The 25,381-nt window shown below is 63.2% G+C and carries 29 protein-coding genes; 23 read left to right on the top strand and 6 right to left on the bottom strand.

The window, feature by feature from the left end; genetic code table 11:
- Nucleotides 1–3 precede the first annotated feature (3 nt).
- Nucleotides 4–873, top strand: coding sequence for a substrate-binding domain-containing protein (locus ABIB06_RS09370; protein WP_354046652.1), 870 nt, complete (start codon nt 4–6; stop codon nt 871–873).
- Nucleotides 873–1,796 carry a DUF1932 domain-containing protein gene (locus ABIB06_RS09365; RefSeq protein ID WP_354046654.1) on the top strand — a complete coding sequence of 308 codons (924 nt, stop codon included), beginning with the start codon at nt 873–875 and terminating at the stop codon, nt 1,794–1,796. Before ABIB06_RS09370 ends, ABIB06_RS09365 begins: the two co-directional genes overlap by 1 nt.
- A 12-nt stretch (nt 1,797–1,808) precedes the next feature.
- Here ABIB06_RS09365 and ABIB06_RS09360 read toward each other — a convergent pair whose 3' ends face one another.
- Nucleotides 1,809–2,120 carry a hypothetical protein gene (locus ABIB06_RS09360; protein ID WP_354046975.1) on the bottom strand — a complete coding sequence of 104 codons (312 nt, stop codon included), beginning with the start codon at nt 2,118–2,120 and terminating at the stop codon, nt 1,809–1,811.
- 212 nt (nt 2,121–2,332) lie between these two features.
- Entirely contained in the window at nt 2,333–3,574 is a 1,242-nt protein-coding gene (locus tag ABIB06_RS09355) for an amidohydrolase family protein (protein ID WP_354046656.1), read from the bottom strand.
- A 143-nt stretch (nt 3,575–3,717) separates the two neighbouring features.
- Between ABIB06_RS09355 and ABIB06_RS09350 the strand changes: the two genes are divergently transcribed.
- Both ABIB06_RS09350 and ABIB06_RS09345 read left to right on the top strand, forming a co-directional pair.
- Complete coding sequence (locus ABIB06_RS09350) at nt 3,718–4,137, top strand: nuclear transport factor 2 family protein (RefSeq protein WP_354046658.1); 420 nt, start codon at nt 3,718–3,720, stop codon at nt 4,135–4,137.
- Nucleotides 4,138–4,270: 133 nt separating this feature from the next.
- Nucleotides 4,271–5,179 carry an amino acid ABC transporter substrate-binding protein gene (locus tag ABIB06_RS09345; protein WP_354046659.1) on the top strand — a complete coding sequence of 303 codons (909 nt, stop codon included), beginning with the start codon at nt 4,271–4,273 and terminating at the stop codon, nt 5,177–5,179.
- Between the two features lie 10 nt (nt 5,180–5,189).
- Here the strand turns inward: ABIB06_RS09345 and ABIB06_RS09340 are convergent, their stop codons facing one another.
- Complete coding sequence (locus ABIB06_RS09340; RefSeq protein WP_354046661.1) at nt 5,190–5,366, bottom strand: hypothetical protein; 177 nt, start codon at nt 5,364–5,366, stop codon at nt 5,190–5,192.
- Nucleotides 5,367–5,579: 213 nt separating this feature from the next.
- On the opposite strand from ABIB06_RS09340, the gene ABIB06_RS09335 reads away from it, so the two are divergent.
- Genes ABIB06_RS09335 through ABIB06_RS09320 form a run of 4 tightly spaced genes read left to right on the top strand, consistent with a single transcriptional unit; the run spans nt 5,580 to nt 9,185 of the window.
- The gene (locus ABIB06_RS09335; protein ID WP_247345643.1) at nt 5,580–6,065 is read left to right on the top strand and encodes a MarR family winged helix-turn-helix transcriptional regulator; all 486 of its coding nucleotides are present in this window, start codon (nt 5,580–5,582) and stop codon (nt 6,063–6,065) included.
- A gap of 2 nt (nt 6,066–6,067) precedes the next feature.
- On the top strand, nt 6,068–8,119 hold the full coding sequence (locus ABIB06_RS09330; protein WP_354046663.1) for an FUSC family protein: 2,052 nt from the start codon (nt 6,068–6,070) through the stop codon (nt 8,117–8,119).
- Entirely contained in the window at nt 8,116–8,322 is a 207-nt protein-coding gene (locus tag ABIB06_RS09325) for a DUF1656 domain-containing protein (protein WP_247345648.1), read from the top strand. Before ABIB06_RS09330 ends, ABIB06_RS09325 begins: the two co-directional genes overlap by 4 nt.
- A complete protein-coding gene (locus ABIB06_RS09320) occupies nt 8,319–9,185 on the top strand; it encodes an efflux RND transporter periplasmic adaptor subunit (protein WP_247345653.1) in 867 nt (288 codons plus the stop codon). The genes ABIB06_RS09325 and ABIB06_RS09320 overlap by 4 nt, the downstream gene beginning before the upstream one ends.
- A 21-nt stretch (nt 9,186–9,206) precedes the next feature.
- On the opposite strand, the gene ABIB06_RS09315 is transcribed toward ABIB06_RS09320, so the two are convergent.
- Entirely contained in the window at nt 9,207–10,418 is a 1,212-nt protein-coding gene (locus ABIB06_RS09315) for an acyl-CoA dehydrogenase family protein (RefSeq protein WP_354046665.1), read from the bottom strand.
- A gap of 578 nt (nt 10,419–10,996) precedes the next feature.
- Between ABIB06_RS09315 and ABIB06_RS09310 the strand changes: the two genes are divergently transcribed.
- The 4 genes from ABIB06_RS09310 to ABIB06_RS09295 are packed head-to-tail and all read left to right on the top strand — an operon-like array spanning nt 10,997 to nt 13,690.
- Nucleotides 10,997–11,725, top strand: coding sequence for an outer membrane protein (locus tag ABIB06_RS09310; protein WP_354046667.1), 729 nt, complete (start codon nt 10,997–10,999; stop codon nt 11,723–11,725).
- A 45-nt stretch (nt 11,726–11,770) separates the two neighbouring features.
- Nucleotides 11,771–12,316 carry a porin gene (locus ABIB06_RS09305; protein WP_354046669.1) on the top strand — a complete coding sequence of 182 codons (546 nt, stop codon included), beginning with the start codon at nt 11,771–11,773 and terminating at the stop codon, nt 12,314–12,316.
- 53 nt (nt 12,317–12,369) lie between these two features.
- On the top strand, nt 12,370–13,125 hold the full coding sequence (locus ABIB06_RS09300) for an outer membrane protein (RefSeq protein ID WP_354046671.1): 756 nt from the start codon (nt 12,370–12,372) through the stop codon (nt 13,123–13,125).
- 31 nt (nt 13,126–13,156) lie between these two features.
- Complete coding sequence (locus tag ABIB06_RS09295) at nt 13,157–13,690, top strand: porin (protein WP_354046673.1); 534 nt, start codon at nt 13,157–13,159, stop codon at nt 13,688–13,690.
- 91 nt (nt 13,691–13,781) lie between these two features.
- Here the strand turns inward: ABIB06_RS09295 and ABIB06_RS09290 are convergent, their stop codons facing one another.
- Both ABIB06_RS09290 and ABIB06_RS09285 read right to left on the bottom strand, forming a co-directional pair.
- The gene (locus ABIB06_RS09290; RefSeq protein ID WP_354046675.1) at nt 13,782–14,402 is read right to left on the bottom strand and encodes a glycoside hydrolase family 172 protein; all 621 of its coding nucleotides are present in this window, start codon (nt 14,400–14,402) and stop codon (nt 13,782–13,784) included.
- An 80-nt stretch (nt 14,403–14,482) separates the two neighbouring features.
- Nucleotides 14,483–16,108 carry a long-chain fatty acid--CoA ligase gene (locus tag ABIB06_RS09285; protein ID WP_354046677.1) on the bottom strand — a complete coding sequence of 542 codons (1,626 nt, stop codon included), beginning with the start codon at nt 16,106–16,108 and terminating at the stop codon, nt 14,483–14,485.
- 174 nt (nt 16,109–16,282) lie between these two features.
- Between ABIB06_RS09285 and ABIB06_RS09280 the strand changes: the two genes are divergently transcribed.
- The 11 genes from ABIB06_RS09280 (at nt 16,283) to ABIB06_RS09230 (ending at nt 25,160) form a co-directional block, all read left to right on the top strand.
- Entirely contained in the window at nt 16,283–18,151 is a 1,869-nt protein-coding gene (locus tag ABIB06_RS09280; RefSeq protein WP_354046679.1) for a flavin-containing monooxygenase, read from the top strand.
- Complete coding sequence (locus ABIB06_RS09275) at nt 18,148–18,954, top strand: shikimate dehydrogenase family protein (protein ID WP_354046681.1); 807 nt, start codon at nt 18,148–18,150, stop codon at nt 18,952–18,954. The genes ABIB06_RS09280 and ABIB06_RS09275 overlap by 4 nt, the downstream gene beginning before the upstream one ends.
- Nucleotides 18,955–19,083: 129 nt before the next feature.
- The gene (locus ABIB06_RS09270) at nt 19,084–19,902 is read left to right on the top strand and encodes a lytic murein transglycosylase (RefSeq protein ID WP_247345664.1); all 819 of its coding nucleotides are present in this window, start codon (nt 19,084–19,086) and stop codon (nt 19,900–19,902) included.
- 109 nt (nt 19,903–20,011) lie between these two features.
- Nucleotides 20,012–20,233: a hypothetical protein gene (locus ABIB06_RS09265; RefSeq protein WP_247345667.1), complete on the top strand. Its 222-nt coding sequence runs from the start codon at nt 20,012–20,014 to the stop codon at nt 20,231–20,233.
- A gap of 12 nt (nt 20,234–20,245) precedes the next feature.
- The gene (locus ABIB06_RS09260) at nt 20,246–20,668 is read left to right on the top strand and encodes a hypothetical protein (protein WP_247345670.1); all 423 of its coding nucleotides are present in this window, start codon (nt 20,246–20,248) and stop codon (nt 20,666–20,668) included.
- A gap of 380 nt (nt 20,669–21,048) precedes the next feature.
- Nucleotides 21,049–21,495 (top strand): MaoC family dehydratase, encoded by a 447-nt coding sequence (locus tag ABIB06_RS09255; RefSeq protein WP_247345672.1) that lies wholly within the window; start codon nt 21,049–21,051, stop codon nt 21,493–21,495.
- 92 nt (nt 21,496–21,587) lie between these two features.
- Nucleotides 21,588–22,100 (top strand): hypothetical protein, encoded by a 513-nt coding sequence (locus ABIB06_RS09250; RefSeq protein ID WP_247345677.1) that lies wholly within the window; start codon nt 21,588–21,590, stop codon nt 22,098–22,100.
- A 292-nt stretch (nt 22,101–22,392) separates the two neighbouring features.
- Nucleotides 22,393–23,550 carry a helix-turn-helix transcriptional regulator gene (locus ABIB06_RS09245; protein WP_354046684.1) on the top strand — a complete coding sequence of 386 codons (1,158 nt, stop codon included), beginning with the start codon at nt 22,393–22,395 and terminating at the stop codon, nt 23,548–23,550.
- 219 nt (nt 23,551–23,769) lie between these two features.
- The gene (locus tag ABIB06_RS09240) at nt 23,770–24,741 is read left to right on the top strand and encodes an AraC family transcriptional regulator (protein ID WP_354046686.1); all 972 of its coding nucleotides are present in this window, start codon (nt 23,770–23,772) and stop codon (nt 24,739–24,741) included.
- Nucleotides 24,742–24,764: 23 nt separating this feature from the next.
- The gene (locus ABIB06_RS09235) at nt 24,765–24,866 is read left to right on the top strand and encodes a DUF3455 domain-containing protein (protein ID WP_354046977.1); all 102 of its coding nucleotides are present in this window, start codon (nt 24,765–24,767) and stop codon (nt 24,864–24,866) included.
- A gap of 45 nt (nt 24,867–24,911) precedes the next feature.
- Nucleotides 24,912–25,160 (top strand): DUF6894 family protein, encoded by a 249-nt coding sequence (locus tag ABIB06_RS09230; protein ID WP_354046688.1) that lies wholly within the window; start codon nt 24,912–24,914, stop codon nt 25,158–25,160.
- Nucleotides 25,161–25,381 lie beyond the last annotated feature (221 nt).

Raw genomic sequence — 25,381 nt, 5'->3', positions numbered from 1 at the left:
CGGATGGATCGTCTCAAGCTGAAGGCCGTGCTCGGCAGTCACCCTCATGTCCAGGCGGTGAAGAGCGGCGAGCTCCGCTCCGACCGCTTCGATCTCGATTTCATCGAGTACACGCCGACCAACACCGCATTCAAGCCGATGGTGCGCGAGCAGGCCTTCGACGTCTGCGAGATGGCAATCGTCACCTATCTGATGGCGAAAGCGCATGGCAAGCCGCTGGTGCTGCTGCCGGCTACCATGCTCGGCCGCTTCCAGCATTCCTACGCGCTCTATAATCCTGCGCATGGAACGCTCGGCCCGTCCGATCTCGAAGGCAAGCGCGTCGGCATCCGCTCGTTCACGACCACGACCGGCGCCTGGATCAGGGGCATCCTCGCCAACGATTGCGGCGTCAATCTCGACAACATCCGCTGGGTGACCTTCGAGGATTCGCACGTCGCCGAATATGTCGACACCACCGAGCGCGCACCGAAGGACAAGAAGATCCTGCAGATGCTGCTCGACGGTGAGCTCGACGCCGTCCTCGGCGAGGCCTCGAATGATCCCAAGCTGAAGACGCTGTTCCCCGATCCGGCCGCGGAAGCCGCCAAATGGTACGCGCGTCGCGGCGTCGTGCCGGTCAACCATCTCGTGGTCGTGACCGAGCAGCTCGCGAAATCGCGCCCTGATGTGGTCGCGGGCGTCTATGATCTCCTCAAGCAGAACAAGGAACAGATCGGCACGGCGGCAACACCTGATCTCGTGCCATTCGGGTTCGAGGCGAACAGAAAGCCGCTGGAGCTGATCGTCGACTACGCGTTCCAGCAGTCGCTGATCCCGCGCCGATATGCAATCGAGGATCTCTTCGACGAGACGACGCGAGGACTGAACTGATGGCGGGTGATCCCAGGCTCTGGCAGATCGGGCTGGTCGGCTATGGCGAGGTCGGCAGGATTTTGGCCGAGGATCTGCGCCAGCAGGGCATCAAGGTCTCAGCCTATGACGTCAAGCTCGGGGGCGAGCAGGGCGCGTCCCTGAAAGAGCATGCGGCGAAATTCGGTGTCGGGCTGGCCGCTTCTCACACCGAGCTGACCGCGAAATCCGATTTCCTTATCTCTGCCGTCACGGCGAGCCAGGCCGTGCCCGTGGCGCAAGCCTGCGCCGCCGCGATCAATCAGGGCACCTGGTTTCTGGATTTCAATTCGGCGTCGCCCGGCGCCAAGCAGCGTGCCGCGGCGCTGATCGACGGCGCGGACGGGCGGTATGTCGAGGGTGCCGTGATGACCTCGGTGCCGCCATATCGCATCAAGGTGCCGCTGCTGCTCGGCGGTCCCGGCGCCAGGGAGCTGGAGCCGCTTTTGAACGCGATCGGTCTTGCGGCCAAGGTTGCGAGCGACAAGCTCGGTGTTTCCTCGGCGGTCAAGATGTGCCGCAGCATCATGATCAAGGGCCTTGAGGCCATGGTGATCGAAAGCTTCACCACCGCACGCGCCTATGGCGTCGAGGATGCGGTGCTGGCTTCACTGGCGGAAACCTTCCCCACGATCAATTGGGAAAAGCAGGGTGCTTATTTCTTCCAGCGCGTGATCGAGCATGGCCGCCGCCGCGCCGAGGAAGTGCGCGAGGTCGCAGAGACCGTGCGCGAGGCGGGGCTGACGCCGTGGTCCGCGCAGGGCACCGCCGAGCGTCAGGGCTGGGTCGCCGATCTCGTCGACGAAGGGGTGTTCGGACCTAAGGGAACGAAGGAATTCGCCCGCAGCGCCGACTGGCGCACCGAAGCGGACAAAATCCTGGCGAAGATCAATCGCGAAAAATAAAGCGGTTGCTGCTCAGGATTTTGCCGTGCGACAGCCGGTGAACTCGTCGCGGGCGCGTTCGATCAGCGCCATCAGGTCTTCGGCCTTGCGGGCCAGCCGATCGGTCGCGACTTCAGTGCGGAATTCTGCGCGGATCGACCGAATGCACTTGTCGGCGATATCGAGCGTGAGGAGCGTGCGCGTCAGGTCATCCTGGGTCCGGACGCCGGCCAGATCGAGGTCCGACAGGACATGCCCGATGCCGTCGAGCCGCTTCACCGCAGCCTCGCTGGGCGTTCTCGTTCGAATGGTGTGAGTGTCGATACTGCTGAATGCGCTGAACATGTCGATGCTTCCCCGTTGAATGCAGACATCAGTGCAGGTCCTGCAATGACCGGCGCCGCGGGATTTGCAATGCGGGCAGCTATCGAGAATCAGCAAGAATCTGCTATCCGGGAATCTACCGGATTCGGAATTTTGGAACGATCGGCGGTAACATCGAACGGAAGTTGTGGTCGATTAGCCACGCTTCAATGCAGATATGCATTGAGAGCGGATCAGGAACCGGGGCGGAACACTGTGGGCCGCTGCCGCGCAAACGTTTGCCGGCCGTCCTTGAAGCCCATTACGATATCCGGCAACTCCGCGATGGCGAAGCGGCTGTCTTGCGTATCGAGCACGACAAGATCGGCGGGGTTTCCGACCTTGATGCCGTAATCCCCAAGGTTCATCAGCCGCGCCGGCAGCTCGGTCACGAGATCGAGGCAGGTGTCGAAGTCGTTGACCGAGGCATGCGCGACATTGGCGTAGAAATTCGCCATTCGCAGCAGTGAGGCGTCGCCGAACGGCGTGAAGGGATTGAGCACGTTGTTGGTTGCGACTGAGCACAGCACACCTTCGCGGGCGAGCTTGTGGGCGAGCGTCAGCCCGCGCGGCGCGTTGTGGGTCGTTTCGCGCCCCATCAGATAGAGATCGGTTGCCGGCAGCACGGTGACGGCAACGCCGGCTTGCGCCAGTTTCGCTGTGGCGGCCTTTAGCCGCTCCGGTGGCAGTGCGGAGAGTTTCGTCGCATGGCCGATCGCCACGCGCCCCCTGTAGTTGCGCCGCTCGGTCTGCCGGCAGACCTCGTCGAGATGCCACCAGGAGGGATCGAGATCGAAATCGAGATGGAGATCGACGTCGACGTCGAACTCTTCGGCAAGATCGAAGATGCGTGCGAGATGCGCGTTCGGGTCGGTGTCCGTGTAGGGGCAGCCACCGATCACCTCACCGCCGTCGCGGAGCGCCTGGATCAGCAGCCCTTCGCTGCCGGGATCGTTGGTGAGGCCTTCCTGCGGAAACACACAGAGCGACAGGTCGATTGCCCAGGCATAGTCGCGCTTGAGCGACTTGACCGCCTCGAAGCCGCGCAAGCCGATGCGCGGATCGATCTCGACATGGGTTCGCATGCGCGTCGTGCCGTGCACGATGGCGCGTTCCAGCACCCTGGCGCCGCGTGCATAAACGTCCTCGACCGTAAGGTCCTTCTTCATCCCGGCAACGGCGCGGATCGCTTCCGAGACGCTGCCGTGATTATGATCGCAGCGGCCGAGCAGGCACGCCTTGTCGAGATGGATGTGGCTGTCGACGAAGCCGGGCAGGGCGAGGCGCCCGCCGACATTGACCTCGATGGCCTCGCAGGCGAGTGTCGGTTCGATGGCGGTGATGCGGCCGCGCGTGACGCCGATATCCATTGGGCTGGCGGCACCGCGCAACACTGCGTTGCGAAAAATCAGGTCAAAGGCGGATTGCGTGGTCATGACTCTTGCGGAAGGAACTTAGAGCAATCGGCTAGGATCGGCGGCTCCAGATTGTCGGCAGTGTAGCGAGGGAAATGTTCAAAATATATGCACGTGTTCCCCGGGAGCGGGGTTAATATTGCGCAAACCCCGGAGAATGAGCCATGTCCGTTGCCGCAAGAGCTGAAGCCGATCCGTTGTCCGATGCCGCGATCGTGGAAGCCTATCTCACCGCATCCATGATCCCCGATCCGGATGCCGCGGCGGCCTACATGGCGCCGGGCACGGTGATCACCTTTACCGGCGGGCGCGAGTTCGATCATCCGCGCGGCCCGACCTCCTTCAACGCCAAGCGCTACCGGTGGGTCAAGAAGAAGATGGACCGGTTCGACGTCTGCCCCGGCGCCGGCGAGACCGTGGTCTACAGCATCGGAACGCTCTACGGCGAATGGAAAGATGGGACCCCGTTCGAGGGCAACCGCTACGTCGACCGCTTCGTGGTGCGGAACGGCAAGATCACCAAGATGGACGTCTGGAACGACAGCGCCGAGCGCATCCTGATCCAGCGCGGCATCGACGCGTAAGAGCCGTCCCGGCGCTCGAGCCGACCCGATTTCACGGAGACAAACGGCCGCTGGCGGCTGGCGCGCGCCTGCGCTATCAACCTTGCGATTGCTGCGCCCGGCATGGACGCGCAAGTTTCTTTAGGAGCCCCCGATGCGTTTACCCACCGTTGTCCTGGCCCTCACATGCCTTGCGACTGCCGCCTCAGCCGAAGACCTCACGGGTACGCTCCAGAAGGTCAAGGAGACCAGGAAGATCACGCTGGGTTATCAGGAGGCCTCGGTCCCGTTCAGCTATCTGGACGGAAACCAGAAGCCGGTCGGCTTCGCCATGGACATCTGCCTGAAGATCGTCGACGCCGTGAAGAAGCAGCTCGGCATGCCCGATATCGCGGTCGACACTCTCGCCGTGACGTCGTCGAACCGGATTCCGCTGATGGTCAACGGCACGCTCGATCTGCATTGCTCGGCCACCACCAACAACGCCGATCGGCAGAAGCAGGTCGCCTTCACCAATACGCACTTCCTCAGCGCAACGCGATTTGCGGCCAAGAAAGCCGCGAAGATCAACACCATCGACGATCTCAAGGGCAAGGCGGTAACGGCAGTGGCCGGCTCGGTCAATTTGACGCAGCTCGCCAAGGTCAACACCGAGCGCAATCTCGGCATCAACGTGATGCCGGCCAAGGATCAGGCCGAGGCCTTCCTGTTGCTGGAAACCGACCGCGCGCAGGCCTACGCGCTCGACGACGTGCAGCTCGCAGTCGCGATCGCGCGCTCGAAGGAGCCGCAGCTGTTCATGATCAGCGAGGAGACGTTCTCGAAGCCGGAGCCTTACGGGATCATGCTGCGGCGGGAGGACGCGCCGTTCAAGGCGCTCGCCGACCGCGCGACTGCGGAGCTGTACGCGAGCCCGGAGATCGAGGTCCTCTACAAGAAGTGGCTGCAATCGCCGACGCCGCCGAGCGGCCTCAACTACAACGTCCCGATGTCACCGGCCCTGCGCAGCTCCTTCAAGAAACCGAGCTCCAGTTTTGATCCTGATGTGTATGCGGTGAACTGAGGCGAGGGCGCTAGCGCGTCCGCGGCGTGTCGAGGAGTTGGCCGGCCAGCGCCACGCCGATTGCCGCGATCGCAGCCATTGCCAACGCCCACGAGACGAAGAGCCGATGGCCGATCAGCGCGCCGCTAATTAGTGGGGCGCTGATATTGGCGCCTGACATCAGCGACTGATTGAGGCCCATGATCATGCCCTGACGGCTGATCGCCGTGCTGCACGACAATTCCGCCGTCAGCGTACGATGAGCAGGCCGAGCATGCGCCAGGCGTAGCGAATGCCGGCAGTTCCGTCCGTCGCGGAATCCGGTCCCGTCTGCGCTGTCCTCGTTCGCTTTTGCGTGATCTGTTGGAACATGCGCGGCTATATAGTTGCAGACTAATAGTTCGTGTCCTATCTAATTTGCATGGCTCCTTCGCAGGCTCATATCCACGCCGAAATCGGCCGGCTCGTCACGCGCCTTGGCCGGATCTGGCGGCGCGAGTCTGATCAGGCGTTGTCCGATCACGGCCTGTCCTATGCGACGGCTATCCCGCTGCTGGTGTTGTCGCGCCAGGGCGCGAACGTCCGGCAGGGTGTGCTCGCCGACGAGCTCGGTATCGAGGGGCCGTCGCTGGTCCGGCTGATCGACCTGCTCCAGGCCGAGGGCCTGGTTGAGCGACGGGAAGACCCGACCGACCGCCGTGCCAAAACGCTACATCTGACCAAGGCGGGCGATGCCAAGGTCGAAGAGACCAACCGGATTCTGCGGCGCGTTCGGGCCAGCCTCCTCAGGGATGTCGGGCCCGAGGAACTTGCGATAACCTTCGAGACTCTTCAGCGCATCGAGCAGCGGGCCAGTCGCCTGCAGGAAGCCAAGGCACTTCCAAAGACGTTTCCAGAGGCGAAATAGTCATGCGCGCAGACGAGCCGTTCCTGGTCCGCCACGCGGATCTCATTTTCGCGTTGAAGACGTTTGCCGCGTCAATCCTGGCGCTCGTCATCGCGCTGGCGATGGACTTGCCGCGGCCCTATTGGGCGATGGCCACCGTCTACATCACCTCGCAGCCGCTGGCGGGGGCGACCAGCTCGAAGGCATTCTTCCGGGTGATGGGCACGCTGGTCGGCGCGATCATGACGGTGGCGTTGGTGCCGAACCTGATCAATGCGCCCGAGCTCCTGTGCCTTGCGATCGCGCTCTGGGTCGGGCTCTGCCTTTATCTCTCGCTGCTCGACGGCACGCCGCGCAGCTATGTCTTCATGCTGGCCGGCTACACTGTCGCGCTGATCGGCTTTCCCGCTGTGTCCGAGCCCGGCGCCATCTTTGACACGGCGGTATCTCGGGTCGAAGAGATTTCGCTCGGCATCATCTGCGCCAGCCTCGTCTCCACCATCATCTTCCCCCGCAGCGTTGCACCTGCGGTTGCGAGCCGTGTCGATCTCTGGCTGTCTGATGCGCGCCGTCTCAGCCAGACCGTGCTGTTGCGCGAGGGCACCAGCGAATCCCGCCGCCCCAGGCGCCTCAAGCTCGCAACCGACATCGTCGAGATCGACACGCTCTCCACCCACCTTGCCTATGACCGGCTGACCGATCGCAATGCGGTGAGTGGCCTCGGTGAAATCCGCTTGCGCATGCTGATGCTGTTGCCGGTGATCGCCTCGCTCGAGGATCGGGTGGCCGCGTTAGGTGAGGAGGCACTGCGCCGGCAGCCGGAGCTGAAGCGGCTGCTGGAGGATCTGGCGCAATGGATCGTCAATGATGTCAGCGCACGGCAACCCGCCGAGCGGATCCGTGCCTTGATCGCGGAGCGGCAGGCGGTGCTCGATGACAGGGCGTCCTGGGAGAGGATCATTACCACGAGCCTGCTGTCGCGGCTGCGCGACCTGGTCGACCTATCACGCGACTGCCGTGCGTTGACGGAGGCGATTGCCGTAGGCAGTAATGTTACAACCCTCGATCTGGCCTTTCATTCCGAGGCCGGCGCCGCACCCGTGCGCCATCGCGACCGCGGTCTTGCTTTGTGGTCGGCGGCCGGTGCAGCCACGGCCATCCTGATCTGCTGCGCGTTCTGGATCGGGACCGGCTGGCCCGACGGTGCGTCCGCGCCGATGATGGCAGCGGTCGCGTGTTCTTTCTTCGCCGCGCAGGACGAACCCGCACGCTTCATTCGCAGCTTTGGCCTGTGGTCGCTGGTCGCCATTGTGGTCGTCGCGGTCTATTTGTTCGCGCTGGTGCCTGCGATTTCGCACATCGAGGTGCTCGTCGCCGCGCTCGCGCCGACCTTCTTGCTCTACGGCTTCCTGATTGCGCGGCCGGCGACAGCCGGCACAGGCATGGCGCTCGCGGCCAACACGGCGACGCTGCTGGCGCTGCAATCGACCTACAGCGCGGATTTCGCGTCTTACGCCAATTCGGCGGTCGCCTTCTTCGTCGGCGTAGCCATCGCCGAACTCGTGACGCGCATCGCACGTGGGGTGGGGGCCGAGTGGATCGCCAATCGCCTGGTGCTTTCGAACTGGACGACGCTCGCGGTCGCTGCCGAGCGCCGCGGCAAGCGCGACCGGGCGGAGTTTGCCGGCCTCATGCTGCACCGGCTCGGGTTGTTGGTGCAACGCATCGCTTATCTCTCGGAGAGCGATCGCCGCGATGCCGACAGCCTGGTCCAGCTTCGCATCGGAATCAACATCATCGACCTGCGACGCGCTCGCTATGGCCTCGCGGCATCGACCATTTCCGTCATCGACGACATGCTCGACCAGCTCGCCATCGCCTGCCGCAAATATGCGGGCGATGGAATGCCGGTCGAACTCCTGACCAGCGTCGATCGGGCGCTGGCCCGGGCGTTGAAGGATCCCAACGAAACAGCGCGCGAGGATGCCCTGATCGGCCTCGTCGGCATCCGCCGCGGCCTGTTTCCGGACGCACCGGCCTATCGGCCGCGCGCAGGCGAGAGTGTTGCGGCATGAGATATCAGATCGACATTTACGGCGTGCTCGTGCCGGCGCTGCTGTTGTGGATCATCGTCGCCTATGCATTGAGCGCCGTGCTTCGCCGGCTCATGCAGCGCTTCGACCTTTATCGGCTGGTCTGGCACCGCGCGCTGTTCGATTTCGCGATCTTCGTCTGCCTTCTCGGCGTCGTCGTCTATCTCTCGGAGTTTTTGCCATGAAGGGGAATTTTGCCTGGCTCGGTCGCCTTGCACTCACCGCGCTTGCCATCGTCGCGGCGCTCGCTGTCGGCCGTGAGCTCTGGGTCTATTATATGGAGCAGCCGTGGACCCGCGACGGCCGCGTGCGCGCTGATGTGGTGCAGGTCGCGCCCGATGTGTCGGGTTTCGTGACCGAAGTGCTGGTGAAGGACAACCAGAAGGTTCATCGCGGCGACGTGTTGTTCCGGATCGACCGTGAACGTTTTGCGCTGGCGTTGCGGCAAGCCGATGCGTCGGTGGCTGGTCATCAGGCGACGCTCGACCAGGCCAATGCCGATCTGAAGCGCTACAACGCGCTGACGACCGACGCCGTGTCGCAGCAGAAGCAGGAGCAGGTGCTGGCCACCCAGCTCCAGGCCAAGGCGGCGTTCGATGCGGCCGTCGCCGACCGCGCGGTCGCCCAGCTCAACCTCGATCGCAGCGAAGTCCACGCCTCCGTGAATGGCGTGATCACCAACATGGATTTGCGTCCCGGCGCTTACGTGACGGCCGGGAAAGGCGTGATGGCACTCGTCGACACCGACACGCTGCATGTGGAAGGCTACTTCGAGGAGACAAAACTTGCGCGCATTCGTATCGGCGACAAGGTCCAGGTCCGGCTGATGGGCGAGAAGATCATGCTGCCAGGCCGTGTCGAGAGCATCGCCGCCGGCATCGAGGACCGCGACCGCGCCGAGGGGGCAAGCCTGCTTGCGAACGTCAACCCGACCTTCAGCTGGGTCCGCCTCGCCCAGCGCGTGCCGGTACGCATCGCGCTGGATCCGGTGCCTGAGAATATGTCGCTGGTCGCGGGACGCTCGGCGACGGTGGAGGTGCTGAACTAGGCGCGATTGCCATCGCTCGATTCAAGCGTTCGAATATTTCTTCAGTTCGAACCGTGCGATCTGATTGCGATGGACCTCGTCGGGGCCGTCGGCGAGGCGCAGCAAGCGCGCGGTCGCATAGGCCTGCGTCAATCCAAAATCGTTCGACGTGCCGCCGCCGCCGTGCGCCTGGATCGCCCAGTCGATGATCTGGCAGGCCATGTTCGGCACGGCGACCTTGATCATCGCGATCTCGGCTTTCGCCACCTTGTTGCCGACGATGTCCATCGCATAGGCGGCGTTGAGCGTTAGCAGCCGGGCCTGCTCGATCATGATGCGGGCTTCTGCGATGCGCTCCTGCGTCACTGTCTGCTCGGAAACCGGCTTGCCGAAGGCGACGCGACTGCGCACCCGGCGGCACATCTTTTCCAGCGTGCGTTCGGAGAGCCCGATCAGCCGCATGCAATGGTGGATGCGGCCGGGTCCGAGGCGTCCCTGCGCGATCTCGAAACCGCGGCCCTCGCCGAGCAGCATGTTTTCCTTTGGGACCCGCACATTGGTGAAGACGACCTCGGAGGCACGGTCGGGCACGCCGTAGAAGCCGAACACGGGCAGGGCACGCTTGATCTCGACGCCTGATGTCTCCATCGGCACCAGGATCATGGATTGCTGCTTGTGGCGGTCTGCATTGTCAGGATCGGTCTTGCCCATGAAGATGCAGATCTTGCAGCGCGGGTCGGTCGCGTTGGTCGTGTACCATTTGCGGCCGTTGATGACGTAATGGTCGCCGTCGCGGACGATCGAACTCTCGATGTTGGTCGCATCGGATGAGGCGACCGCAGGCTCGGTCATGGCGAAGCAGGAGCGGATTTCGCCTGCGAGCAGCGGCTTCAGCCAGCGCTCCTTGTCCTTCTCCGTGCCGTAGCGCTCCAGCACCTCCATGTTGCCGGTGTCGGGCGCCGAACAGTTGAACACTTCCGGTGCGAGATGCGAGCGGCCCATGACCTCGCAGAGCGGGGCATATTCGAGATTGGTCAGGCCCGCGCCGTGACTGGATTCCGGCAGGAACAGGTTCCAGAGACCTTCGGCGCGCGCCAGCGGCTTCAGCTCCTCGACAACCGGATAAACCTTCCACGGCCCAAGTTCTTCCGCCTCCCGATAGAAGCGCTCCTCGTTCGGATAGATGTGCCGGTCCATGAAGCTTTCGAGCTTGCGCTTGAGCTCGACGACTTTGGGCGACATCGGGTAGAGCATCTGGGCCTCCTGTGGATAGATCAGCGCCTGCGTTCGGGGGGCAGGCTGGATTCGAATCGCGCCGACGATCGCGCGGCACGGCGCTGCATCTTCATCAGCTGGCCAGCCGTAACTTGGGTCAGGGCCGACATGGTGCGTTGCGATGTTAACGGCCGTTCACAGGCCGTCTTGCGTCGTGCAGCGATTGAGAAGCGAGCAGGACAATAACAAGCAACAAACCGCAACTGTTGCTCACACGATACTGGCAATTCAAAGCGCTGTGCCTAAGATCGGCCTCAATTAAAACGGGGGGCTGAAATCATGACAATGCAAGGGGACTTCGGAAGCGCATCGTTGCGGATCGCTCGCCCTTAGTTCGCTAATCGACAGGCCGCGGAGCGCATTGTCCTAGGCTGCGCCCGGGCTCTTCCCGCAACCAGGAACGTCTGTCCGTCGATCCGCAGCGAGCGTGATCGCCGGTCCCGTGCGTTCAAAAACGAGCAGGAGCTTAACCCTAAAGCTGCAACCTGGAACACAACTTAAAATAGATATATATAAACGGATCAACTTAAACTCTAGATAAGGAAATGGACATCGACATGCCCCCACATTCAGGACGTTTCGTAACTCGCCGACGTGGACTCGCAGCCGCAATTGCAGCGGCGAGCGCGGCATTCACTTCACCTGCTCTTGCCGGCGGTCCGCTGCCTGCACCAATTGTCTCCTGGACCGGCTTCTATGCCGGCGTCCACGGCGGCTGGGGATGGGGCAAGTCGGAGTTTCGCGATCCCAACAACAGCCCCGCCAACAATCCGTTCTTTGCCTATTACAACGGGCCGCTCGCTGGCGGACAGTTCGGCTACAACTGGCAGCAGGGCAACTACGTCCTCGGCGCCGAGATCGACGGCTCCTGGTCTTTCGTGAAGGGCAACACCAGCACCTCGCCCCTCATCACGGCGAGCACCAACAACGGCGTCGGCTACACCGGGCTCGCGACCGCGACGGGGCGGGTCGGCTACGCATCGGGCCAATGGCTCGCCTACGCGAAGGGCGGCGCCGCCTATGCCCGCATGGAGCTCTCGTCGAGGTTCACGGCTGAGCTCACCAACTACAACCGGGAACTGCTCGGTGCGGTCGGCGGCGTCGGCCTGGAAGTGTCCTTCCTGCGCAACGTCTCCGCCAAGGTCGAATACAACGCGATCTTTTTCCCGACCGAAACGCTCCACTGGGTGAGCCCGGACACGACGTCTGAAATCAAGCATTTCGTCCAGGTGGTGAAGGCCGGCATCAACGTGCGCTTCAACGGCGACGGCGGCCTCACGCGCTAATTCCCCCGCATCGAAACAGCATTCAGCAGAAATTTGGAGAACATCATGTCAACCATATCCATGAACCGCCGGCTCGTTGTGCGCCGCGCCGCCCGGACAATCACTGCCGCCGTCGCTGCCGCCGGCCTCACCGCCATGGTCGCCGCACCGAGCCACGCTGCTCCGGTCGAGTACGTCAAGATCTGCTCGTTGTACGGCGCCGGCTTCTACTACATTCCGGGCACCGACACCTGCACGAACGCCAACCAGGCCGTGACGAACCAGTTCGACCTCGCGCGTGCGCAGACCCGCGCGTCGACTGGCACGGCGATGGCTGCATCGCTGGTCGCGCCGTGGCTTCCGACCGGCACGAACTACGCGGTCTCGACCCACTGGGCGACCTATGACGGCCAGCACGCCGCAGGCTTCTCCGGCCTGGTGCGGGTCTCGGGCAATTTCGTGTTCTCGGGCGGCTTCTCGCTTGGCCTGGACAAGGGAAGCCTCACGTCCAGCTCGAACCGGACGCAGACGGAATTCGGCACGGCGATCCCCGCGCAATCGTGGAGTGACGTCCGTGGCCTCGGCCGCGCGGGCTTCATGTACGCCTGGTGAAGCACCCGAAATCTCATCCGATAATTCATTCCAGTATTTTGAAAGATCATCCCATGACAATCTCCATCCTGCGATCGGCGCGCCGTTTCCTCTCCTGCGCTGCTGCTGTCACGCCGCTTCTCGCAACCATTTCGCTCACCGCAACCTCCGCAATGGCAGCCGATATGACCGTGAAGGTTCCGGTCGTCGCTCCGGTGCCGCTCTGGAACGGCTTCTACATTGGTGTTCACGGCGGCTATGGCGTGGGTAGCAGCCGCCTTGTCGATCCGAGCTTCGCTTTCGCGCAGGACCGCTTCACGATGGACACGCGCGGCGCGATCGCAGGTGCGCAGGTCGGCGCCAACTGGCAGTTCGACAACCTCGTGGTCGGCGCCGAGCTCGATCTCTCCTGGGCATCGATCAAGGGTAGCCGCCCCGCCGATCCCGCGGTCATCACCTCCGGCCTTGCCGTGGCGTATCATGCGCTGGCGACGGGCACGGGCCGCGTCGGCTACGCATTCGACGGCTTGCTGGCTTACGTCAAGGGCGGCGTCGCGTGGGCCAATGTCGACTACCAGGCCTTTACCGGCACGCCTTTCCCGGTCGACATAAATCACCAGCGAACCGGTTTGATCGGCGGTATGGGTCTTGAATACGCGCTGACGAACAATCTCTCGGCGCGCGCGGAATACAACTACCTGTATTTCGGTCCGGCTGCGATCGCACTGACGACACGGATCAGCACCCAGAATGTCGATCACGACCTTCACCTTTTGAAGCTCGGCGTGAACTACCGCTTCAACGGCGATGCCATCGTTGCTCGTTACTGAGCAGCGCCACCGTCATTGATGGGAGACAACCATGTGGAAGCAAATGAAGGCGGCGCGATGCGCTTTCGGACGTCACCTGCGCGCGATTCTCGCGGCCGCGGCCTTGGTTCTGGCGATCCCGACGCTGGGCCATGCTGCGGTCGAGTACGAAAAGGTCTGCTCAATCTACGGTGCCGGCTTTTTCTACATACCGGGGACCGACACCTGTACGAACGCGCAGCAGGCCGTGCAGAGCCAGTTCGATCTTGCACGCCAGATAACCCGTGCAGCGACGGGAACGGCGATGGCAACTTCGCTTGTCAATCCGTTCTTGCCCGCCGGGACCAACTACGCGATCTCGACGCACTGGGCGGTGTTCGACGGCCAGCATGCCGCCGGTGTCGTTGGAATGATCAGGATCCAGGGAAACCTGTCACTGACCATGGGCATCGCGTTCGGTCTCGATCGCGGCAGCTTGACGTCGACGTCTAACCGGACGGCGACGGAGAGTGGCGTGGCGCTCCCGGCGCAGTCGTGGAGCGACGTGCGGACACTTGGGCGAGTCGGTCTCCAGTATTCCTGGTAGGCCGGCGCTGAAGAGCCGTAACGCGAACGCCACCCGGACGATTGACATGACGTCCGGGTGGCGCTGCTCCTGCGAGCGCAGGGAAGGGCGGCTAGCCGATTTCGAGATAGTCCGGATCGGGCAGCTCCGGGAACGGCGCGGTCGGAAGCATCTGATACCAGAACGCGACGGAGGCGATGTCGTCCTGCAACGGAAGATACTTTGCCTCCTTGATGCCGGGCAGCCAGCCCAGCGTCTGGATCGTCACGCGCAGATCTGAGCGGAAGCGCACGGGATCGGGGATGTGCCAGCGGTACATACCGAACCGCTGCTGCGATTTGTAGACACCGTCGGGGCGGATCACCTGCGGCAGGCCGGCATAGGGCGTGGTGAATTCCTGGTAGTGCGATTGCTGCGCGGGCCCCTGGCCGGAATGCGCGACATAGCGATCGAAATTATAGGCGCCGCAAAAATAGTCCTCGGTGCCGGTGCCGCAGATGGTCGGGAATTCGCCGTCGCCGTCGACGAAGAATTTGATCTCGCCTTCGCCCCACCAGCCGTTGTTGTTGACGCCCCAGGCCATGTAGGTCCGAACATAGTGGCCGCGGCCGCTGATGCCTTCGAGGATGGTGTAGACCTCCTTGTAGGGCAGCGGATTGGTGCGCCGGAACTGCGCATGGAAGTAGGCGATCCGGTAAACGCCATGGTGTCCTCGATAAGGGGCTAGCGACATCTCGATATATCGCCCCCGAATTCACCAAAAGATGAAGACGATCACGCACGGAAAGGGTCCGCGCACGATCGCGCGTCAGGTCATGCGACGCGGTATTCCCTGAATTTTTCGCGCAGCGCCGATTTGAGGACCTTGCCGGTCCCGGTCATCGGGAATTCGTCCATGAACTCGACGGCGTCAGGCATCCACCAGCTCGCGATCTTCGGACGCATGTGATCGAGCAAAGCCTTGCCGTCGACGGTCGCGCCCTTCTTGCGGACGACGAGGAGCAGAGGCCGCTCCTGCCATTTCTCGTGGTTGATCGCGACCACGGCGGCTTGCAACACATCGGGGTGAGACAAGGCGACATCCTCGAGCTGGATCGATGAGATCCATTCGCCGCCGGACTTGATCACGTCCTTGGAGCGGTCGGTCAGCGTGACGTGGCCCTGTGGATCGATCACGGCCATGTCGCCGGTGATCAGCCAGCCGTCGCGGTCGAGGCCTTCGTCGAGCTTCATGTAGCCGGAGGCAACCCACGGTCCCCGCGCGCGCAGATGGCCGACGCTCTTGCCGTCGCGCGGCAACTCGACACCGCCGTCATCGACGATGCGCAGCGCGGTGCCGAAGCAGGCGCGACCGGACACCTGGCGGCGGTCGAACTTCTCCTTGTCGTCGAGATGCTCGGAGCCCGGCCGCAAGCCCGGCATCGAGCAGCCCAGGGCCTCGGTCATCCCCCAGGCCTGAATGTAGTCGATGTCGTAGTCGCGCTTGAGCTTCTCGACCATGGCGCGCGGCGGTGCCGAGCCTGACGACAGCGTTGCGCGCAATGTCGAGAATCTGTTGCCGGTGCGTCCGAGCCAGTCGAGCAGGATCAGCCAGAAGCTCGGCACGCCCGCCGACAGCGTCACCTTCTCGCCTTCGAGCAGCTCGTAGAGCTTGTCCGGCTCGTAATTGCGACCAGGCAGCACCAGCTTCGAGCCGGTATAGGGCGCGGTGAACGGCATGTTCCAGCCGTTGCCGTGGAACAGCGGCGCCATCGGCATCATCACCTCGCGCACGCCTTCGACATGGCCCGGCAGGAAGTCGAAACTGGAGCAGGTCATGGTCTGCAGGATCGCGGCGCGGTGCGAATAGATCACGCCCTTCGGATTGCCCGTCGTGCCCGAGGTGTAACAGATCGTGGATGCCGATTTTTCGTCGAACTCCGGCCAGGCGAAGCCGGCGTCGTTCTCTCGTCCCAGAAGCTCCTCGTAGCAATGGACGTTGGCAAGCTTGGTTTCCGGCATTCGCTCGCGCGAGGACATCACGACATAGGCTTCGATCGATTTGAGCTGCGGCGCGATCGCTTCCACGATCGGCAGCGTGGCGCGGTCGATGAACAGAACCCGGTCCTCGGCGTGGTTGACGATGTAGACGAGCTGTTCGGGAAACAGCCGCGGGTTGACGGTGTGCAGCACGTAGCCCATGCCCGGCGCGGCATAGAACATCTCGAAGTGACGGTGCGTATTCCACGCCAGTGTACCGACGCGGTCGCCGGCCTTCATGCCGAGCCGCTTCAAGGCCAGCGCCATGCGCTTGATGCGCGGATGGGCGTCCGCATAGGTGTAGCGATGGATGTCGCCCTCGATCTCGCGCGCGACGACCTCGGCCTCGCCGTGATAATCCGCGGCATACTGGATCAGGCCGCTGATCAGAAGCGGCATGTCCATCATCAATCCCTGCATCGTTCCTCCGGACCGCCATGTCGTTGCATGGCGTACGTGTGATGTGCGCTCGAGGTTAGCGGAACGCCACGCGACGTTCACGCAAAAAGCGAGGGACGTGATTGCATGCGTCACTTTTTCAGGGCTAAGTGATGCGAGCTGCCGGCGAAGCAGTGTCCGCCGGGGAGGAAATGGATGTCAGCGGAAAGACACAAGACCGGTGCAGCCGGCGAATCTACAATCGACATTGCCGCACTCCGTGCGCGCTATCGCGACGAGCGCGATCGCCGCCTGCGCACCGAGGGCAAAGCGCAATATGTCGAGGTGACCCGCGAGTTCGGGCGCTATCTCGACGATCCCTGGGCCGATTCCGGATTTGCGCGCGAGGCTGTCAGCGAAGAGACCGAGGTGCTCATCGTCGGCGGTGGCTTCGGCGGCCTGCTTTGCGGCGCGCGACTGCGCGCGGCCGGCATCGATGATTTCCGGATCGTTGAAAAGGCCGCCGATTTCGGCGGCACCTGGTACTGGAATCGTTACCCCGGTGCGGCCTGCGATACCGAGAGCTACATCTACCTGCCGCTGCTGGAAGAGACCGGCTACATGCCTGTGCGCAAATACGCGCGGGCTCCCGAGATCTACGAACATTCGCGCCGCATCGGCCGTCACTTCGGTCTCTATGGGCGGGCGGTGTTTCAGACTGTCATCGCGCGCATGGAATGGCAGGAGCAGGAGGGGCGCTGGCTGGTCGAGACCGATCGCGGTGATCGCATCCGCGCGCGCTTCGTCATCCTTGCCGGTGGCCCCCTGAGCCGTCCGAAGCTGCCTGGCATTCCGGGTATAGAAAGCTTCAGGGGACACAGCTTCCACACCAGCCGCTGGGACTATGGCTACACCGGAGGCACGGCCGAAGGTGGTCTGACCGGTCTTGGCGACAGACGCGTCGGCATCATCGGCACCGGCGCCACCGCCGTGCAATGCGTGCCGCATCTCGGCCGCTCCGCCAAAGAGCTCTACGTCTTCCAGCGTACGCCGTCTGCGATCGGGGTGCGCGACGACCGTCCGACGGAGCAGAGCTGGGCGCAGGGGCTCAAGCCTGGCTGGCAGCGCGAGCGCATGGACAATTTCACCGCGGTGATCTCCGGCGAGCCGTTCGAACAGGATCTGGTGCAGGACGGCTGGACCGGCCTGCTCGGCGAGATATTGCTGGCGCCGCGCCGGCAGAAGCAGCCGGTGACCTCGATCGAGGAGGCGCTCAAGGTCATCGAGCAGGCCGACTATCGCAAGATGGAAGAGATCCGGGCACGCGTCGATGCGATCGTCAAGGACGAGGCGACTGCTTCGGCGTTAAAGCCCTGGTACAAGGCGTTCTGCAAGCGGCCGTGCTTCCACGACGAATATCTCGACACCTTCAATCGTCCCAACGTGCATCTCGTCGACACCAGGGGGCAGGGCGTCGAGCGCATCACCGAGAATGGCGTCGTGGTCGACGGCAAGGCCTATGAGCTCGACTGCCTGGTCTATGCCAGCGGCTTCGAGGTCGGCACCGACTACGCCCGCCGCATGGGCTTTGAAGTGTATGGACGCGACGGTGTGAGCCTGTCCGCGCGCTGGCGCGACGGCGTCAAGACGCTGCACGGCTTCTACAGCCGCGGCTTCCCGAACTGCTTCCAGATCGTCACGGTGCAGGCCGGCCAGAGCGCCAACTTCCCGCACATCATCGACGAGCAGTCGCAGCACATCGCCTATGTGATCGCCGAGGCGCGCAAGCGCAAAGCCCGGACGCTGGAGCCGACGCTGGACGCCGAGAATGCCTGGGTCGACGAGGTCGTCAAAGCTGCGCTCGGCCGCCAGGCCTATCTCGCGGAGTGCACGCCCGGTTATTACAACAATGAAGGCGTGTTCGATCCGATCGCCGCGAGAAACAGCCAGTATTGGCGCGGGCCGGTGGCGTTCTTGCGGCTACTCGACAAGTGGCGCAAGGAGGGCAGTTTGGCAGGGTTGGAATTGACCCAAGGAATTGCCGGAGAGGCGGACCGCTCCACGGTTCCGGCTCGAACGGCATGATCCCGGCACCATCTGGCGCGACGCGGCTCTATGTCATTGTCGGCGATCCCATTGCGCAGGTGCGCTCGCCCGCAGGCGTCAGCGCCGCCTTCGCCGCAGGGGAGCACGACGGCATTCTCGTGCCGGTTCAGGTCGCACCAGCGGATTTGTCCGATTTCCTCTCCGTGGCAACGCGGCTGAAAAATCTCGACGGCATCGTCGTGACCATCCCGCACAAATTTTCCTGCTACCAGGCCTGCGCGAGTGCGACGGAGCGCGCACATTTCCTGCACACCGTAAACCTGATGCGGCGGCGCGCCGACGGTTCTTGGCACGGCGACATGGTGGACGGTCTCGGCTTCGTCGGAGCGGCGCGGGCGAAGGGGATCGATCCGAAGGGGATGCGGGCACTTCTCGTCGGTGCCGGCGGCGCGGGGTCGGCGATTGCACTTGCGCTGGTCGAGTCCGGCGTGAGCGAACTCGCAATTCATGACAGCGCAACTGAGCGCCGCGACGCGTTGATCGGCCGGCTCAACGGGCTCGGCAAGGCGTCTGTGCGGGTCGGCACCGCGGATCCCGCGGGCTTCGACTTCATCGCCAATGCGACACCGGCCGGGATGACGGACGGCGACCCGCTGCCGGTCGATGTCACGCGGCTTGCGCCGTCGGCCTATTGCGGCTGCGTGATCACCAAGCCGGAAGTTTCGCCCTTCATCGCGGCGGCCCGAGAGCTTGGCGGCGTGACAGGAACCGGCACGGACATGTACGAGCAGCACCAGAGCATCATCGTGGATTTCCTGCTCGGTCACAACGGCCAGGGGTAGGCGGTCACCCGGGTGTCAAAGGGCCTTGCCGGCACCGGTTGCCCCTTCTAGGGCTTGACGATCAGGGCCGACGTAGGATCATGCGTCCGCGCGAGCCGGGTCGCGCAGCGTAAGTGAGAGGAACGAGGAATGATCAAGGGCAGGACCGTTGCAAAGGCGGTGATCGGTGCTACCGCGCTGCTTCTCTCGCTGGCGCCTGTGGCCGAGGCCGCGCAATGCGGCAGTTCGTCGGCGGGTTTTGAGGCCTGGAAGCGCGAGTTCAGCGCGGAGGCGCAAGGCAAGGGTGTCGGCCAGACCGCGCTCTCGGCCTTGATGCAGACCAATTACGCCAGTGCCACCATCGCGGCCGACCGCGGCCAGCGCAGTTTCTCGCTGACGCTCGACCAGTTCCTCGCCAAGCGCGGCGCCACCACCATCGTTGCCAAGGGGCGCCAGCTCAAGCAATCGCAAGCCGCCTTGTTCGCCTCGATCCAGCAGCGCTATGGCGTCCCGCCGGGCCCGCTGATCGCGATTTGGGGCATGGAGACCGGCTTCGGCAGCCAGCGCGGCAACCAGAACATGCTCTCCTCGATCGCGACGCTCGCCTATGACTGCCGCCGTCCCGAATTCTTCACCGACCAGCTCTATTCGGCGCTGAAGCTGATCGATCGCGGCACGCTGTCCGGGGCAACCCGCGGCTCGATGCACGGCGAAGTCGGCCAGACCCAGTTCATGCCCAAGAATATCCTGGCCTATGGCACCGGCAATCTCGAAGTTGCCGCCAATGCGCTGAACTCGACGGCAAATTTTCTCAAGGCGCACGGCTGGCGCGCAGGAGCCGGTTACCAGCCGGGTGAGGCGAATTTCGGCGCCATCGAGGCCTGGAATGCTGCCGGCGTCTATCAGAAGGCGATCGCCCTGATGGGACGGCAGATCGACGAGGGAGGAGGAGCAGCCGCCGCGCGTTGAGCAGCTCAGCAAGCCGTGATGCGCCAGCACGAGAAAGTTGTTGCCATCAGGAACCGACAGCACGACGTTTGCTTTGATCAGTTCGGGGCTGGGCATGAGGAGACTCAACATGGCGACCCAGATCGTGATGGACCAGACTGGCGACACGCGCCACGAGTTTGATCCTGGCAATGCCGAAGCGTTGGCGCGAGCCGAACGGCGCTTTCGGGAGCTGACCGGAGCAGGCTTCACGGCCGCGCTGCGAACCGGACCCGGCGAAGTCACCCGGATCCGATCGTTCGACCCGGCCGTGCAGGAGACGCTGTTCTATCCCCGCCTGGTCGGCGGTTGATTTGAGCTGCTCATGATCGCGGCAGTCTGGCTCCGCGGGCCGGCGCGTGCGCGTCTGCATGCCCTACGCGAACTCTATCGGCGTTTCTTCGGCGAGAACACGCCGGATGCCCGCGGCCGCCGGCTTATGGCCGAATGGCTGTCACCGGCGCAGCGCGCTCAGTTCGAGCAATACCGGTATTTCGATGTCGTCGGCTGCGATACCGGTAAGACCTATCGCATCCATTATGGCACGGCCGCCAATGTCCATGAGATCGACGAGGCCGGAATTGCGACGATGGGGTGGTGCTTCATCCCGTCGGGCTTCCTCGTCCCCGGGGACGTGATGCTCGCACAGAAGATCGCGCTCGAGACGGACGAGAGGGGCGCATTGGCGCTCGCCAACAGGTTTCCGCCGGCAACGCATTCGGAGCACTTTTACCGCCGGCCGTTCTAGCGCCGGGAAGGCGAACCGCTCAGTAATGCGTCGTGCGATAGGCATCCAGCGCGTGCGCGGCAAAAACGCCGGCGCTGCAAAGGGCGAGCAGGGCCGAGATCAGCTCGATCATAGCTCGTCCTCCTGCGGCGGCAGGGCGACGAGGTGCTGACAGCAGGAATAATCCCAGATCAGGTCGAGTAAGAATTGCATGGCGGCCGTCCCTGTATGATTTTGACCATTAAATAACCGACTATCTGTTTCAGGCGTGTTTCGTCGTATCGGGAAACGGGTTTCGTGGGCCCCCCTTGGCTGGTTTGTGCGTTTCGGAGCCGCTACATCCCGCTCTTCCTCAATCCTGTTAGCCGCGGAAGCGGCGCATCACATTGCGAGGCGAAATCATGGCGCGGGTCGAGTGGTTCGACGATCTCACCATCGGAATGCAGTTCAAATCCCCTGAATTTCACGTCACCGAGGCCGACATCAAGCGTTTCGCGGCTGAGTTCGATCCGCAGCCGATGCACCTCGACCACGAGGCCGCCAAGGAGACCCTGTTCAAGGGCCTCGCCGCCTCGGGATGGCACACCGCCGCGATTGCCATGAACCTCGCGATCCAGACCCGCCCCTTCGGCCTGCATCCGCTGATCGGAGCGGGCGTCGACGGGCTGCGCTGGACCATCCCGGTGCGCCCCGATGACCGCCTGCATCTGGTCGGCGAGGTCATGAGCCTGACGCCGTCGAAATCCAAGCCGCAGGGCATCGCGCTGGTGAAATGGACGATGTTCAACCAGAACGGCGAGGAAGTTTACACCTTTACCCCGATCGCGATCGTGCCGCGTCGGGAGTAGGGCACGGGCCGCACTCTACACAGGCGCCTGAACCCCTTGCGAGCCGTCGGCAGAGGTGGTCATCTTGGCCCGGGAACAGGCTGGAGGCTGACATGAAACGATTCCTTCTCGCCGCCGGGGTGCTGGCCGGCGCCTTGAGCGCGGTCGCTTTGACCGCAAGGCCGGTGCAGGCGCAACAATCCAAGGTCGGCGACTGGAACATCGAAAAGCGTACGCAGGACGCGCATTGCAATGCGAGCCGCGGCTACAAGGACAAGGAAGACGAGAATCGCGACTACGTCATCGTGATCACCTATTCCGAGAAGGCCATCGTGATGGTGATGATTTACGACGGCTGGGAGTGGGACAAGGTCGGCGAGATACTCCGGGCCGACGTCGGCACCGATGACGCCGATATCATGAAGAAGGCGAAGTGGGAGGTCATGGACAAGACCACCGTGCGCGGCATCTTCGAATACGATCAGTCGATGATGGACCGGCTCTCGAAGGCAAAGCGCCTCTCGGTCGATTTTGAGGACGATGACGACGACAGCATCGAGATGCAGATCCCGCGGGCCGGCGAAGCGCTGGCGGCGCTGAAATTCTGCGAGGAGAATCGGAAGTAATTGCCGGAGCCGGCAGGATCGGCCGCGACAAAATCTTGCGGTGCGCGCCGGCGCGTGACTCATCGCACACAGTTCGCCCGCTGTTCGCATTTATCCTAGTCTTTGGCGAAAACGTCCAAGCCGCATCCTGCGGTTGACGTTACGCAAGGACGATGTTCGATATTCCAGCATTTTGTTGCAATGTTTTCCCATCGTCGAAGGCGGCGATTGACCGGCCCGTCTCCTCCGCCAGTTCCCGGTTCTCGCTCTCTCGCGCGCGCGCAGGCAACACGCAGATTGCGTCGTCCGGCCGATGACGATCCTCCAGGCAAATCGGTTCTCTTCTCTGCTCGGCGAGATCTACGACGCGGCAGTCGAGCCCGCGCTGCGCAGCGGGGCGCTGGAACAGGTCTCCCATTACGTTGGCGGGTGTGCCGCGACCATCCTCTCCAGGGATTCAGCCGGGCTCTCGATCGAGATTCATCAGCATTTCGGGACCGAATCCCGCTTCCGTCAGCTTTATCGCGACCGATATGTCGAGCTCGACCCCCTGATTGATCGTCATCTCACGCTCGCGGCCGAGCAGACGATCGGCGTGACCGACGTCATGCCTCATGCGGATTTTATGGCAACGAGCTTCTACCGCGAGTGGGTGGAGCCGCAAGGAGCGATAGACCTTGCAACCGTGGCGCTCGAGAAGTCGGCCGCGCGCACCACGATCCTGCAGGTGTTGCGCCACCGGTCCCGTGGAACGGTCGACGAGCCGATGCGTGAGCGCATGCGGCTGCTTGCCCCGCACCTTCAGCGTTCCAGAATCATGGGCCGGCAGATCAGGGCGCGCTCGCATACCGTAGACGACCTTGCCGATGTCCTCGACGGGTTGAGCACGGCGGTTTGCCTGCTCGACGCAGACGGACGGGTCATGCATGCCAACGCAGCATGCCGCCGGCTGTTCGCCGATGCCAATCTGCTGGCACTCGTCGGCGACCGGATCGTGGCCCGCAACACCCAGGCCGACAAAATATTCCGCAGCCTGTGCGAAATCGATGCAGACAGCGAAATTCTTTCCGCTGCTCGCCGACAGATCGAGCTTGCGACGTCGGTCGATGGACAGCACTATCTGCTCCAAGCTTTCCCCCTGAAGCGAGATCGCAGTCTATCGCGAGATGTTGCCGTCACGGCGCTCTTCGTTCAAAAGGCCTCGACGACGCCATGGCTCGCAGCCGATGCGATCGCAGTGGCCTTCAGGCTGACGCCGTCCGAACTGCGCGTGCTGATGGCCATCGTCGAGATTGGCGGAGTTCCCGACATTGCGGCAAAGCTCGGCATCGCCGAGACGACGGTGAAGACACATCTCGGCCGCCTATTCGAAAAGACAGGCGCAGGCAGGCAGGCTGATCTGGTCAAGATCGCAGCCGGCTTTGCCGTTCCGTTCGCGCGGCGAACGAACGGCGGTGAAGACGCCGTGTGATCCATTTCACACGCTTCGTTGTTACGCGCAGCGATCTCAATCCATTGTGATGAGTCAGGCTCGCGGGTCCTCCGAATGCAGGACGCGCGCCATCTGATACTTTCGTATATCGCGCTCCAGAAAAGTGACGAGCAGCAAGCGCCGCGCGACGGCATCGAACGCGCGTGTGAGGAAACGACAGCGTGTGGCCGGACCTGCTCGTCGGTTGGAGGGATTGCAGTGAGCCAATTTGATTTTTCCGTTCTCGATGTTTCAACCAACGATATTCCCGAAAACGAGCGCATCCCGCTACTTCGCGATTTTTACTGCCGCGGGGTGTTGAAGGCGGAGGTCGAGGCAAGGGACGGAAAGCCGGCCGCGGCGAGCTTCACGTCTCACGTCTTGCCGGAAGCCCAGCTGTTGATCGGAGGATTGTGCGGAGCGCGAGTCATCCGCACCAAGCAGCTCGTGGCCGATGGCGACGACAGCCTCGCCCTGATCGTGAATCGATCCGGCGTGCTTGGGATATCCGAGCGAGGACACGATTTGAGCCTTCACCCAGGAGAGGCGGTCCTGACCAGCGCGGAGGACGTCACGACGTTCGAGCGGGTGTCGCTGGGCAGCTGCTTCTCGCTGCGTGTGCCGAGACGTGTGCTGGCGCCGATGATCGTGGACGTCGATGATGTCGTGATGCGTGTCATGCCGGGGAGCTCGACGGGGCTTCGATTGCTGGTCGACTACGCGGTGACGCTGGTGCGGGAGAAAGTCTTCGCGACGCCCAATCTGCGGCAGCTGGGGGTCGGACATCTGCACGATCTTCTGGCGCTCGTGCTCGGTGCGCCCCATGAGACGCGTGAACTGGCCGGACGGCGCGGCGTCAAGGGGGCTCGACTCCAGAAGGCGAAGGTCTCCATCTCCAACAATTGCTGGCGGCAGGACCTGTCGGTGGCCACGGTTGCACAGGAGCTCGGCGTGACGCCGCGCTATCTCCAGCGCCTTTTCGAGGCCGACGGCAAGACGTTCTCCTCCTTCCTGATCGACCAGCGCGTCAAGCGCGCCCATCGCATGCTGCGGGAACCCGGATATGCCGAGCGGACGGTGAGCTCGATCGCCTACGATGTCGGCTTCGGGGATCTCTCCTATTTCAACCGCTGCTTCCGTCGAACTTATGGCGCTACGCCCAGCGACGTCAGGAGCGGCGACATGCCGTGACCGCGCGCGACTGATTTCAGCGCATCACCACACAAGGCGGCATGGTGCGCGATTCTTGCGAACAGGCCGGGGCTTATCGCAGCGCGCCGTATTCGGCCGATTACGTGTTCTGGCGCGCGGAGTAGATCATGATGCAGTGTTGCGCGCGGCGTCGGCAGCCGGAGTGTTGAATGCGCCGTTTCTTCTTCGACCTTCTGGTCGGCAATATCGTGAAAATCGACCCTAGCGGCATGGTGTTCGAATGCGCCGAAACAACATTCGTGGTGGCCAACGAGATGGCAAGCCATCTCTTTGTGTGGCGCGACGATCTGCGCGATCGCGACGCCTGGATCTGCGTCAGGGACAATAGCGGGCGCGAGATCTACCGCGCCGCGGTCTGGTCGGAGAATGCGGAGAAGGCCGGCTGGGACCAGGCGTAGTGCCTTTGGCGGCAGTGTCGCAACTGTGCAGCAGTGGCTGACGAAACGGATTCTGTTCGTTGTGAGCCGGGGTCCGGTCGCCTCCGTCCAAGTCAAATGCGACCATCAATGTCAATCTCGTCGCGCCGAACACGAAGGTGTCATCGTTGAACTCCGTCGCGCTACCGACCTTCGTCAACTTCAACGGAGCCATCAACATCGATACGTCTGGCCGCAGCCGG

Origin of the sequence: Bradyrhizobium sp. LB8.2 (genome assembly GCF_040548035.1) — a bacterium.
Taxonomy (GTDB): domain Bacteria; phylum Pseudomonadota; class Alphaproteobacteria; order Rhizobiales; family Xanthobacteraceae; genus Bradyrhizobium.
This window is presented reverse-complemented; position numbering and strand designations above follow the sequence as displayed.

Bases quoted from the DNA above. Each gene is read 5' to 3' on its own strand.
- ABIB06_RS09370 (WP_354046652.1), top strand. From the start codon at position 4: ATGGATCGTCTCAAGCTGAAGGCCGTGCTCGGCAGTCACCCTCATGTC.
- ABIB06_RS09365 (WP_354046654.1), top strand. From the start codon at position 873: ATGGCGGGTGATCCCAGGCTCTGGCAGATCGGGCTGGTCGGCTATGGC.
- ABIB06_RS09360 (WP_354046975.1), bottom strand. From the start codon at position 2,120: ATGTTCAGCGCATTCAGCAGTATCGACACTCACACCATTCGAACGAGA.
- ABIB06_RS09355 (WP_354046656.1), bottom strand. From the start codon at position 3,574: ATGACCACGCAATCCGCCTTTGACCTGATTTTTCGCAACGCAGTGTTG.
- ABIB06_RS09350 (WP_354046658.1), top strand. From the start codon at position 3,718: ATGTCCGTTGCCGCAAGAGCTGAAGCCGATCCGTTGTCCGATGCCGCG.
- ABIB06_RS09345 (WP_354046659.1), top strand. From the start codon at position 4,271: ATGCGTTTACCCACCGTTGTCCTGGCCCTCACATGCCTTGCGACTGCC.
- ABIB06_RS09340 (WP_354046661.1), bottom strand. From the start codon at position 5,366: ATGATCATGGGCCTCAATCAGTCGCTGATGTCAGGCGCCAATATCAGC.
- ABIB06_RS09335 (WP_247345643.1), top strand. From the start codon at position 5,580: ATGGCTCCTTCGCAGGCTCATATCCACGCCGAAATCGGCCGGCTCGTC.
- ABIB06_RS09330 (WP_354046663.1), top strand. From the start codon at position 6,068: ATGCGCGCAGACGAGCCGTTCCTGGTCCGCCACGCGGATCTCATTTTC.
- ABIB06_RS09325 (WP_247345648.1), top strand. From the start codon at position 8,116: ATGAGATATCAGATCGACATTTACGGCGTGCTCGTGCCGGCGCTGCTG.
- ABIB06_RS09320 (WP_247345653.1), top strand. From the start codon at position 8,319: ATGAAGGGGAATTTTGCCTGGCTCGGTCGCCTTGCACTCACCGCGCTT.
- ABIB06_RS09315 (WP_354046665.1), bottom strand. From the start codon at position 10,418: ATGCTCTACCCGATGTCGCCCAAAGTCGTCGAGCTCAAGCGCAAGCTC.
- ABIB06_RS09310 (WP_354046667.1), top strand. From the start codon at position 10,997: ATGCCCCCACATTCAGGACGTTTCGTAACTCGCCGACGTGGACTCGCA.
- ABIB06_RS09305 (WP_354046669.1), top strand. From the start codon at position 11,771: ATGTCAACCATATCCATGAACCGCCGGCTCGTTGTGCGCCGCGCCGCC.
- ABIB06_RS09300 (WP_354046671.1), top strand. From the start codon at position 12,370: ATGACAATCTCCATCCTGCGATCGGCGCGCCGTTTCCTCTCCTGCGCT.
- ABIB06_RS09295 (WP_354046673.1), top strand. From the start codon at position 13,157: ATGTGGAAGCAAATGAAGGCGGCGCGATGCGCTTTCGGACGTCACCTG.
- ABIB06_RS09290 (WP_354046675.1), bottom strand. From the start codon at position 14,402: ATGTCGCTAGCCCCTTATCGAGGACACCATGGCGTTTACCGGATCGCC.
- ABIB06_RS09285 (WP_354046677.1), bottom strand. From the start codon at position 16,108: ATGCAGGGATTGATGATGGACATGCCGCTTCTGATCAGCGGCCTGATC.
- ABIB06_RS09280 (WP_354046679.1), top strand. From the start codon at position 16,283: ATGTCAGCGGAAAGACACAAGACCGGTGCAGCCGGCGAATCTACAATC.
- ABIB06_RS09275 (WP_354046681.1), top strand. From the start codon at position 18,148: ATGATCCCGGCACCATCTGGCGCGACGCGGCTCTATGTCATTGTCGGC.
- ABIB06_RS09270 (WP_247345664.1), top strand. From the start codon at position 19,084: ATGATCAAGGGCAGGACCGTTGCAAAGGCGGTGATCGGTGCTACCGCG.
- ABIB06_RS09265 (WP_247345667.1), top strand. From the start codon at position 20,012: ATGGCGACCCAGATCGTGATGGACCAGACTGGCGACACGCGCCACGAG.
- ABIB06_RS09260 (WP_247345670.1), top strand. From the start codon at position 20,246: ATGATCGCGGCAGTCTGGCTCCGCGGGCCGGCGCGTGCGCGTCTGCAT.
- ABIB06_RS09255 (WP_247345672.1), top strand. From the start codon at position 21,049: ATGGCGCGGGTCGAGTGGTTCGACGATCTCACCATCGGAATGCAGTTC.
- ABIB06_RS09250 (WP_247345677.1), top strand. From the start codon at position 21,588: ATGAAACGATTCCTTCTCGCCGCCGGGGTGCTGGCCGGCGCCTTGAGC.
- ABIB06_RS09245 (WP_354046684.1), top strand. From the start codon at position 22,393: ATGACGATCCTCCAGGCAAATCGGTTCTCTTCTCTGCTCGGCGAGATC.
- ABIB06_RS09230 (WP_354046688.1), top strand. From the start codon at position 24,912: ATGCGCCGTTTCTTCTTCGACCTTCTGGTCGGCAATATCGTGAAAATC.